General features: G+C 68.1%; 4 protein-coding genes. 3 read left to right on the top strand and 1 reads right to left on the bottom strand.

Annotated features, from left to right (window positions below; genetic code table 11):
• Nucleotides 1–126: 126 nt before the first annotated feature.
• The gene (locus VKH46_12625) at nucleotides 127–528 is read right to left on the bottom strand and encodes a PadR family transcriptional regulator (GenBank protein HKB71683.1); all 402 of its coding nucleotides are present in this window, start codon (nucleotides 526–528) and stop codon (nucleotides 127–129) included.
• A 133-nt stretch (nucleotides 529–661) separates the two neighbouring features.
• Here VKH46_12625 and VKH46_12620 point away from each other — a divergent pair, with 133 nt between their 5' ends.
• The 3 genes from VKH46_12620 to VKH46_12610 all read left to right on the top strand — a co-directional run bounded on the left by VKH46_12620 (nucleotide 662) and on the right by VKH46_12610 (nucleotide 7,652).
• Complete coding sequence (locus VKH46_12620; GenBank protein ID HKB71682.1) at nucleotides 662–1,552, top strand: retroviral-like aspartic protease family protein; 891 nt, start codon at nucleotides 662–664, stop codon at nucleotides 1,550–1,552.
• Nucleotides 1,553–2,133: 581 nt separating this feature from the next.
• Nucleotides 2,134–4,833, top strand: a complete 2,700-nt coding sequence (locus tag VKH46_12615) for a protein kinase (protein HKB71681.1) — start codon at nucleotides 2,134–2,136, stop codon at nucleotides 4,831–4,833.
• 125 nt (nucleotides 4,834–4,958) lie between these two features.
• Nucleotides 4,959–7,652 carry a protein kinase gene (locus tag VKH46_12610; GenBank protein ID HKB71680.1) on the top strand — a complete coding sequence of 898 codons (2,694 nt, stop codon included), beginning with the start codon at nucleotides 4,959–4,961 and terminating at the stop codon, nucleotides 7,650–7,652.
• Nucleotides 7,653–7,778: the final 126 nt, after the last annotated feature.

The raw sequence follows: 7,778 nt of genomic DNA, 5'->3' as shown, positions 1-7,778 counted from the left end.
TCTTCGCTCAGTCCCTCTTCCCGCAGGCGCTCCGCCTCGAGAGCGATGTGGGCTTCGATCTCGGCGGCAAAGTCGGCGTCGGTCCGCGATGCAGGCGAGTCCGTGTCCAAGCGGCGCCGGAACATGCTACGTTTCCTCCGGTCCCAGAACCCTTCCGATCGCCGACACGAGCCGCCGCCACTTGCTCGTTTCCTTCACGAGCTGCTTTCGGCCGGCCGCCGTCAGCCCGTAGAAGCGCGCCTTGCGGTTGTTGGCGGAAACGCCCCATTTCGCCGAGATCCAGCGGCGTTCTTCCAGCCGCTGGAGCGCCGGATAGAGAGCGCCGTGCTCGACCAGGAGCTCTTCGTCGGACGTCGTCTGGATGGCGCGCGCGATCCCCTGCCCGTGCTGCGGTCCGAAGATCAGCGTGCGCAGGATCAATACGTCCAGCGTCCCCTGGAGAAGCTCGAGCCGGTCGCGGGGTTCCTTCCCGAGTCCTTCGCCGCTTCGACGGATCGCGCGGCGCTCATCGCCGCGATGGGTTACCATTCGACCCGAGTATCGCGCCGCTCGGGTAGGATGTCAACCTGAGGGCGCCGAAGTCGCTGCGAGAGCCGGAAGGAAGATCGTCCTCCATGGGAACTTTCGCCGGACTCCGACTCATGGGACCCGGGGAGGCCAGATGGACATGCGCGTGCTGATGGCGACACTCATGGCGACGATCGCCGCATCGGCGGCGGCCGCAGGGAACGGCGACGCGGTTCCGTTCGAGCTCGACCGGAACGTCATCCTCGTTCCGGTCCGGGTCGCCGGGCGAGGGCCGTATCTTGCGATGATCGACACCGGCACGGACCCGTCGGCGATCGACCCGGCGCTCGCGAAGGAGCTCGGGCTGAAACTCGGCGAAAGCGGCGAGATCGACGGAGCCGGCACAGAGAGCGCCCAGGCGTCCGAGACCATGCTCCCGGACGTCGCGCTGGGGTCGGTCGTGGCGAAGAACGTCGAGGCGCTCGCGGGCGCGTCGGTGACGACGATCGGCAACGCGCTCGGGAAGCCGGTCCGGATCATTCTCGGCAAGAGCTTCCTCGACCGGCGCATCGTCCAGGTCGATTTCCCGGGCCGGGTTCTCCGCTTCCCCGCGAACGCGCCGAATGCTTCGCCGGCGTCGCCGGATCGCGCCGTGCTCCGGTTCCGCTACGACGATGACGTGATGCTCGAAGGGGTCCGTATCGATGGGAAGCCGGTCCGGGCGATCCTCGACACCGGCTCGAACGGCTCGGTCAAGCTCACGCCCGAGGCGGTCCGGGCGCTCGGCCTCCATGCTCAGGCGACCGCCGGGAAGACTTCGGAATCGACGGGCTTCCGCGGAAGCTACGCCATCCGCGAAGGGAAGCTCGAGAGCCTCGATCTCGGGACGATCCACGTCGCTGGTCCCGCGGCGGTCTTCTGGTCTCCGGGAACTGGCCATGACGGCAAACCGTGGGACGCGAACATCGGCAATGCGGTGCTCAAGGATTTCGTCGTCACGCTCGACGCCGTCGACGGAATCCTCGTGCTCGAAAAGCCCAGGTAGATAGCGACCGAACCTCCGGAAACGGCGTCCGGCCGGCGATCAGGGTGGCGGCGGCGCTTCGCGGGCGTTCGGTTCGTCGAGCCCCAGCGCCACGTCCGCGATCCTCTCGCCCCTGGGCCGCGGCGGGCCGCTCGACCATCGCAGGGACATCTTCTCGTTCGGCGCGATCCTCTACGAGATGCTCGCCGGAAAGCGCGCGTTCAAGGGCGACTCCCACGTCGAGACCGCGCCGGGGTCACGACGATCGGGCCCATCGTCTTTTCCGGAGACCAGAAATCGTCCGCCTGTTGCTTCGAGCGCGATGAGGCGGCGAAGCGCGCGCTCGCTCCCGGATCTCGATCGAGCGGACCTCAGTCCTGAGCCGCGACCGCGATTCCTCGATTTCCCGCCGCCGCTCTTCGAGCCAGGGCGCGGCAGGCCGTTCGGAATGACGGTGCATAGGCCGTCCCGGATGACAGCGGCTCGCCGCTTCGCCCTCCCACCGCGCGTTATGATCCGCACCACTCGATGACACTCGCTGCCGGAACCAAGCTCGGGCCCTATCCGCCGTCGCTCGTTCGGAGCTATGGAGGACAAGTTCCATGACGTTGGCGGCCGGAACGCGACTCGGCCCCTACGAAATCCTTGCCCCTCTGGGCGCCGGGGGCATGGGCGAGGTCTACAAGGCGAAGGACGCGCGGCTCGGGCGGGACGTCGCGATCAAGGTCCTTCCCGAGCGATTCGCCGACGACGCGGAAGCCATGGCGCGGTTCGACCGCGAGGCCCGCTCGGTCGCCGGCCTCTCGCATCCGAACATCCTGGCGCTCTTCGACACGGGCCGCGAAGGCGGCGTCGCCTTCGCCGTCACGGAGCTCCTCGAGGGGGAAACGCTCCGCGACGAGATCCAGGAAGGGCGTCTCGCGCCGCGCCGGGCCGCCGACTACGCGCGGCAGATCGCCGACGGACTCGCCGCCGCGCACGACAAGGGCATCGTCCATCGGGACTTGAAGCCCGAGAACCTTTTCGTCACGCGCGACGGCCGCGTGAAGATCCTCGACTTCGGCCTCGCCCGCCTCGTGCCGTTCTCCGACACGAGCGACACGAATTCGCCGACCGCCGCCGTCTCGACCGAGCCGGGCGCCGTCCTCGGCACCGTCGGCTACATGTCGCCGGAACAGGTGCGGGGACACACCGCCGATCCGCGAAGCGACATCTTCTCTCTGGGCGCCGTCCTCTACGAGATGCTGACCGGACGACGCGCGTTCGGGCGCGAGACGGCGGCGGAATCGATGACCGCGATCCTGCGCGAGGAGCCGGAGGAGATCGTCGAATCGGGCGGGCGCATCTCCGCCGCGCTCGATCACATCGTCCGGCGCTGTCTCGAGAAGAAGCCCGAGCAGCGGTTCCAGTCCGCCCGCGATCTCTCGTTTGCGATTTCGGAAGCGAGCGGCCTCTCGTCGAGCTCGGCCTCGGCGAACCGGCCGCCGCAGGCCGCCGCGGCAGCCCCGGCGTGGAAGCGGCTCCTCTGGCCCGCGGCCGTTCTCGTGGTCGCGGCGGCCGCGTTTCTCGGGGGCCGGCGTCTCGCGCCGTCGGCCGGGGCGTCGGACGGATGGCGGTTCCAGCGGCTCACGTTCGGCGCCAACGCGGGCCTTCCCTCGATGTCGCCCGACGGCAGCCAGTTCGTCTTCGTGCGGCGGGAAGGCCGGAATCTCGACGTCTTCCTGCAGCGCGTCGGCGGACAGAACGCGATCGACCTCACGAAGGGCAGCGGCTTCGACAACGACGAACCGGCCTTCTCACCCGACGGCGAGCGCATCGCGTTCCGTTCCGAGCGAAGCGGCGGCGGGATCTTCGTCATGGGAGCGACCGGAGAGTCCGTTCGACCCGTCGCCGACGAGGGCTTCTCGCCGGCCTGGTCGCCGGACGGATCGACGGTCGCCTACACGACGACGGACGGGCAGGATCCCTACCACCTCGGAGGCGCGGCGGACCTGGTCGCCGTCGACGTCCCGTCGGGGAAGAAGCGCATCCTGGTGCACGGAGAGGCATCCGAGGCGGTCTTCCAGCGGCCCGCCTGGTCGCCGCACGGCCGCCGGATCGCCGTCTTCGGGTTGCTCGGCACCGGCTCGCAGCGGGACATCTTCACGATCGACGCCTCCGCCGAAAAGGCCGTCCCCGTGCACCTGACGAGCGACAAGCCGCTCGACTGGGCCCCCGAGTGGGCGCCGGACGGCCGATCGCTGTACTTCGGCAGCGATCGCGGCGGAACGACGGATCTCTATCGGATCGGAATCGACGAAGCGACCGGGCGGGCCACCTCGAAGCCGGAACGCGTCGCCGTTGCGGCGGGCGCCGCCGGACCGTTCTCCCCCTCCCGCGACGGCAGCCGAATCGCTTTCGAGGTCGATTCGTCGAACTACGGAGTGCAGCGGTTCGCATTCGATCCCGCCCGACTCGAGATCACGGGCGCTCCGGCCACGATCCTGTCCGGCCTGCCCGTCACGAGCTATCTCGCCGCCTCGCCGGACGGGAAAAGGCTGATCTTCCAGGCCGGGCTGACGCAGGAGAACCTCTATACCTGCGACACGAGCGGGCACGACGTCTCGCAGGTCACCGACGACGAGTTCAAGAACCGCCAGCCCCGGTGGATCGACGGGAAGCGGATCCTCTTCTATTCGACCCGGGGCGGCCCTTACCAGCTCTGGGAGATCGGCATCGACGGAAGCCGCCCGAAAGTGTTGACGCCGGCATCGGTCGGGCAGCTCCTCGCGTGCGTTCCGACGGCCGATGGGGAACGGGTCGCGACGATGCTCGAGACCTCCGACTCCCTGGGATTCGCGATCCTTCGCCGCAAGGCGGACGGGACGTATTCTCCGGAAGCCCTCCACCGGCCCGTCCCTCCGGCGTCTTCTTACGCATTCCCCGCGAGCTGGTCCCCCAGCGGGCGCTTTCTCCTGACGGCGGGAAGGAAAGGAACCGCCATCTACGACCCCGACACCGGCGCCGTCGAGTCGATCGGCCCGAAGGCATACGGAGCGGCCTGGCTGTCCGACGACCGCCTGATCTACGGCGACCCGGATTCCACGACGCTCGAAGAGCCGGGCTCCTCCGCATCCGGAACCGCCTCCCTCGTCCTCTACGACCGCACGACGAAAAAGCGGAAGCTTCTCTACCGCTTCCCGGCCGAGCTCTCGTTCGGCGCGGAAATCGACATCTCTCCCGACCACCGGTCGCTCTACGTAGGAACGAACCTGTCGCGGTCGGACGTCTGGATGATGGAGAAGGCTTCGCCGCAGAGGTGAGCCGGCGGTGCCGCTTCCTTCCCGCACCGTCAACCCGAGGAAAAAGCGGCTGTCCCGGCTGCGCAACCGGCTCGTCGCCTGCGGAAAGACCGCATCCCCGGCCGCGCTATGATCCTTTCCATCCCATGACGCTCGACCCCGGTAGGAAGCTCGGCCCCTACGAGATCCTCTCGCCCATCGGGGCGGGCGGCATGGGAGAGGTCTACAAGGCAAAGGACGCCCGGCTCGGACGCGATGTCGCGATCAAGGTGCTGCCTTCGCACCTGACCGACGATCCGGATCTGAAGGCCCGGTTCGAGCGCGAGGCGCGGGCGATCTCGCAGCTTACCCACCCGCACATCTGCACGCTCCACGACGTGGGGAACGCCGAAGGCGTCGAGTACCTCGTCATGGAGCTCTTGGACGGCCAGACCCTCGCCGACCGCGTGGAGAAGGGCCCGCTTCCGACGGACCAGGTGGTCCGCTTCGGCATGGAGATCGCCGACGCGCTCGACCGCGCGCACCGCGCCGGCATCATCCACCGGGACTTGAAGCCCGGCAACGTCATGCTGACGAAGTCTGGGGTGAAGCTCCTCGACTTCGGCCTCGCGAAGGTGCTTCTCCCAAACCGCGCCGAAGCCTCGGGCGAAGGCGGGTCTTCCCTTCCCACCGAGATGGGCGCCTCGCGTCCCCTGACCCAGAAGGGCACGGTCATGGGCACCTTCCAGTACATGGCGCCCGAGCAGCTCGAAGGGAAGGAAGCCGATGCCCGCACCGACATCTTCGCGCTCGGATGCGTGCTGTACGAGATGGCCACGGGAAAGAAGGCCTTTACCGGCGCGAGCCAGGCCTCCCTCGTCTCGGCGATCCTTCGCGACGATCCCAAGCCGATATCGGAGCTCGCCCCGATGGCGCCGCCCGCGCTCGACCGGCTGGTCAAGACCTGCCTCGCGAAGGACCCCGAGGAGCGGTGGCAATCCGCGCGCGACGTCATGTCGGAGCTTCGCTGGATCGGCCAGGCGGGATCGCAGGCCGGGGCGCCCGCCGTCGTCGTGTCGCGGAGGAAGAACCGCGAGAAGCTCGCCTGGGGGATTGCCGCCGCGGCGATTGCGGGACTCGCCGTTCTTGCGGCAATGCAGCTTCGCCGGCACGAAGAGCCGGCTCCCACGGTTCGCTTCGAAGTTTCTCCGCCGCCCGACGTTCGATTCGGATACGGCCTCGCGATCTCGCCCGACGGAAGCCAGCTCGTCTTCGAGGGCTCGGCCGTCGGCGGGCAGAAGCTCTACTTGCGCCGCCTCTCTTCCCCCGAGGTCAAGGAGCTCCCGGGAACCGACGGAGCCGCGTTCCCGTTCTGGTCGCCCGACGGGTCTCGCCTCGGTTTCTTCGTCGGCGGGTCGCTCAAGCGATACGACCTGGCGACGGGATCCGTTCAAACGCTCGCCCCCGCGGCCAACGGCCGGGGAGGCACGTGGAACCGGGACGGCGTGATCCTGTTCGCGCCCGACACGGGGACCGGGATCCTGCGCGTTTCCGCCGACGGCGGAGCCGTCGCTCCCGAGACGACCCTCGATCCGCACTCGCAGGAAGGGAGCCACCGCTGGCCGTACTTCCTTCCCGACGGCCGCCATTACCTCTACCTCGTTCGGGGCGCGGCTTCGGGGAAGCCCGGAATCTACGCGGGAGAGCTCGGCTCGAAGAACAGACGGTTCGTCGCCGAGGCGGCGTCGACGGTCGCGTATTCCCCTCCCGGCTTCCTGCTCTACATTCGCCAGAAGGCCCTCGTCGCGGAGCGTTTCGATGCGAAGACGCTCGAGACGCTCGGCGCGCCGTTTCCGGTCGTCGCCGACATGGAAGCCCTCGGCGACACGCAGCCCACGGGATACGCCCGATTCTCCGTTTCCGGCAACGGAGTCCTGGCGGTCCGGAGCGGGGTCTCGAGCGTTTCGCAGTTTTTCTGGCTCGACCGGGAGGGCAAGAAGCTTTCCGTCGCCGGATCGGCGGCGGAGCAGGACGAGCCGGCGCTTTCATCGGACCAGAGATACGTCGTCTTCGAGAGAAACGATCCCGCTTTGGGGACGAACGACCTCTGGCGGCTGGAGCTCGAGCGCGGAATCGAGAGCCGCCTCACCTACGATCCCGGGAGCGAAAGCACCGCCATCTGGCTGCCCGACGGCCGGAGCGTCGTCTATTCGAGCGGCAGCGTCGTGGGCCTGCAGAACGACCTCGTCCAGATCAACTCGGCGGGGACGGGAGACAAGCGCGTTGTGCTCCACTCCGACGGAGGCGCTCTCTACCCCGACGACGTCTCGCCCGACGGCAAGGTCCTGCTCTACGAGCAGCAGACCCAGAAGGGAAGCATCGACATGCTGCTCCTGCCGCTCTCGGGAGGAGGCAAGCCTGCGACCTACCTCGCGACCCCGTTCGACGAGGCGCATGGCCAGTTCTCGCCCGACGGGCGATTCATCAGCTACACGTCGAGCGAGTCGGGTCGCGCAGAGATTTACGTCCGTCCTTTTCCCGCGGGAGACGAGAAATGGCAGGTCTCCACGGCCGGAGGCGATCAGTCGACGTGGAAGGCGGACGGGACCGAGCTCTACTACCTCTCCTCGCAGCAGGAGATCATGGCGGTTCCGGTCGAGCACAAGCCGTCGGGACTTTCCTTCGGCGCGCCGCTGAAGCTCTTCGGCGTGCGCGTTCCGGCCTGGGGCGTGACCCTCTCGCGAACCGGGTTCCAGGTCTCGCGCGACGGGAAGCGCTTCCTCGTCAACCAGGTCACCGGCGGCACCGACCGCTCCCCGATCACCGTCGCGTTGAACTGGACGGCGGATATCAAGAAGTGAGGGCAACGCGGCGTGGCCAGTCGCAAGCCTCTCTCCGTCACGGGTTACGAGTCGAGGAGGATCGAGAGTAGGAAGGTCAAGAGTCGAAAAGTCTGATGACCCTGTCCCCAAAATGCCCCTCGAACG

The organism is Thermoanaerobaculia bacterium, assembly GCA_035260525.1.
Taxonomy (GTDB): Bacteria; Acidobacteriota; Thermoanaerobaculia; order UBA5066; family DATFVB01; genus DATFVB01.
The sequence above is the reverse complement of the archived record's forward strand: the minus strand, read 5'-3'. Positions and strand labels throughout refer to the sequence as shown.